At 75.8% G+C, this 3,094-nt stretch carries 1 protein-coding gene and 1 pseudogene; one reads left to right on the forward strand and one right to left on the reverse strand.

All coding sequences use genetic code 11. The features are described from left to right. The coding region (locus tag ACIQOV_RS34805) for an AMP-binding protein (protein WP_401054849.1) at window positions 1-1,770 on the forward strand (1,770 nt) is incomplete at its 5' end. A gap of 12 nt (window positions 1,771-1,782) precedes the next feature. Here ACIQOV_RS34805 and ACIQOV_RS34810 read toward each other — a convergent pair. Further along, window positions 1,783-3,094: pseudogene (locus ACIQOV_RS34810) on the reverse strand (hypothetical protein); the annotation flags it as partial.

Here is a 3,094-nt window from a genome sequence, read left to right on the forward strand (position 1 = left end):
CTGGTCTGCGTCGACACGGCCGCCCCCGCGACGGCCCCGTTCGCGCCGCCCGAGACCGGCCCCGGGGACCTCGCCTGCGTCTTCTACACCTCCGGTTCCACCGGCCTGCCCGTCGGCGCGCTGGTCGAGCACCGCAACCTGCTGGCCGCGTACGAGGGCTGGCGTGAGGTGTACGAGCTGACCGCCGAGGACCGGATCCTGCAGACGGCGAGCCTGGAGTTCGACGTCTTCACCGCCGACTGGGTGCGTGCGCTCTGTACCGGCGCCACCCTGGTGGTCACCCCGTTCAACCTCACCCTGGACCGCGCCGCCGACCTCGGGGCACTGCCCGCCCTGGTGGCCGCGGAGCGGATCACCGTCCTGGAGCTGAACGTCCGCACCGCGCGCCGGCTGACCGCCCTGCTGGCCGAGGCCGGCGGCGCGGGGGCCGGCGCGGGCCTGCCCGGGGTACGGCTGCTCACCGTCGGCGCCGAGAAATGGTACCTGGACGAGCAGTTGGGCCTGCAACGCCTGCTCGGCGCGGGCACCCGGGTGCTGAACGTCTACGGGCTGGCCGAGGCCACCGTGGACAGCACCTACTTCGACGCGCGGGGCACCGCCGCCGCCGAGGGCGCCGAACGGGTCTCGCTGGTCGGCCGGCCCTTTCCCGGCACCCGGGTGTACGTGCTCGGCCCGAACCGCACCCCCGCCAAGCAGGGCATGACGGGCGAGATCGCGATCGCCGGCGCCGGCCTGACCCGCGGCTACCTCAACCGGCCCACGGACACCGCCCGCCGCTTCATCCGGGCGGACTTCGACCCGGACGGCCGGGTGCTGCTGACCGGCGACCTCGGGGTGCTGCGCGCGGACGGCGTGCTGGAGTTCACCGCCCGGGCCGCGGCCGTGGTCGGACCGCTCGGCACGAGACGGCCGACAAGCGTGCTGGCGCGGGTCCGGGCGGCGGTCCGCGCGGAGGGCGTGCTGCGCGGGCACCCGGCGGTGCGGGAGGCGGCCGTCGTCGAGGTGGAGACGGTGCCGGGCAAACCGCAGCTGGTCGGCTACGCGGTGACCGAGCCGGGTACGGACGGCGCCGACGGCTGGTCGCTCTCCCAGTACCTGAGGACCGCGCTCAGGGGCCAGTCGGTGCCCGCCGCCGTCGTCCCGGTACCCGAACTGCCCCGTACCCGGGCCGGCAAGCTGAACCGCGCGGCCCTGCCGCTGCCGGCCCCGCCGGGACACGCCGCCCGGCGCTCCGCCAAGGCCGGTGGCGGCCGGAACGGCGGCAAGACCGGGGGCGGCGTCCGGAGCGGCGGCAAGGCGGGCGGCGGTTCCGGGAACTCGGACTTCGGGAGCGGCTGCGGCGCGGTCTTCTGCGTGCTGATCTTCGCCGCGAGCGCGTGGGCGATGACCGATGTGCTCTTCCCCGGCTCGACCGATCTCACCGGCGTCCCCTCCCCGTACAGCGGCTGGTTCCGGCTGCTCTATCTGTGCGAGAACCTGGCGTTCGGCGCCGGGCTCGTCTGGTTCGGTGCCGGCTTCGAGGCCGTCCTGCGGCAGGGCAGGCCGGTCCGGCTCTCGGCGCTGGCCCACCTGGCGATCACCTGGCTGCTGGTCAACTGGTGGCCGCAGGACAACCTGTACCGGCTCACCAAGGCCACGGACTGGCCGCGCGAGACCGTGATGGTGTTCGCGTTCAACGTCTCGCTGATGCTCGCGGCGATGGTGCTGATCCGGTTCATGCTCTGGCAGCCTCCGGCCGGAGGGGGCGAAAGGAAGGGCCGGCATACCTGAGCGCCTCGAACATCACCTGAGCGCCTCGAACATCCCGGTCAGCCCCCGGTTCGCGGCCTCGACCAGCGCCTCGGCCGCGTCCAGTGCCTCGGCGTCCGGCCCGGCGAGGGCGAGGCCGACGACGGGCTCCGGGTCGTGGCAGGCGGTCGGGATCAGCGGCAGCAGGGTGACGCCGAGCCGGGCGCAGCGCGGGCGCAGTCGTTCCAGGTGGTCGTGCAGCGCGGCCGGGGCGAGCCGGGCGCCGAGCGGCATCCCGTCCAGGGTGCGCACCAGGTGGCCGGGGCCGCGCACCCGGTCGAGGCGGGCGGCCAGCACGAAGGCGACGGCCGGACCGGTGAGCCGCAGGTTGATCTCGGTGGGGGCGAGCCGGCGCTCCCGGTCGGTGACGAAGTCGACGTCGTACCAGCCGCGATAGCCCTCGGCGGCCAGCCGCTCCCCCACCGCCAGGGCGAACCGGCGGGCGGTGTCGGCGGCGGCGTGCGGCACCGTGCCGGGGCCGACGGTGACGCCCTGGTAGCGGGTGCCGGCCACGTCCATGGCACCGGCGCCGACCGGGTGGACGGTGCCGTCCGGTCCGACCAGGGCGTCGTAGGTGAGGTCGCGCAGCCGGGCCGCCGGGCCCGGGTCGACGTACTCCTCCAGCAGCAACGCGCCTTCGGGGGGCAGGACTTCGGTACGCACCAGGTGCCGCAGCAGCGCCCTGCCGCCGCCCGCCGCGAACAGTTCGGCGGGCTCCACCACCACGGTGCCGTAGCCGCCGACGCCGTACGGGCTCTTCAGTACGGTGGTCTGTCCCCGGACGGCGCGGGCGGTGAGCCGACGGGCGGCCCGGCGGCGGCCCTCCGGACGTTCCTGGCGCGGCAGCCGGATGCCGGGGTGCCCGGGGGCGAGGGCGGCGAACAGGTCGTGCGCGGCGGCCTTGGACTCGTAGCGGCGCACGGCGGCCAGCTCGGGCCCCTCGCCATGCGCGGCATTCCGCCCCCAACTCACCACCGGGCGGCCGGAGTCGGCGATCCGGGCGGCCAGGGCGGGGCGGGCGGCGAGCGCCTCGGCCACCGTCCGGTCCGGCGCCACACCGCTGTGCACCTCGACCGGGCCCCAGGCCAACTCCCGGGCCAGCCAGTCGGTCCACTCAGGGGCGACCTCGGCGGGCAGGACCAGCAGGGCCGGTTCGGGGCTGTAGCAGACGGCCAGGCAGGCGTAGTGGTGCGCCTGCCGCAGCCGACGCAGGCGCTGGGCCTCGTTCATGCCGGGTGCGAAGAACTGCGCGTTGAAGTCCGCGACGTCGCCCACGTGGACCGCCGCCCGGCCACCGGTCCAGGCC

Source organism: Kitasatospora sp. NPDC091257 (assembly GCF_044757675.1).
Classification (GTDB): Bacteria; Actinomycetota; Actinomycetes; order Streptomycetales; family Streptomycetaceae; genus Kitasatospora; species Kitasatospora lactacystinica.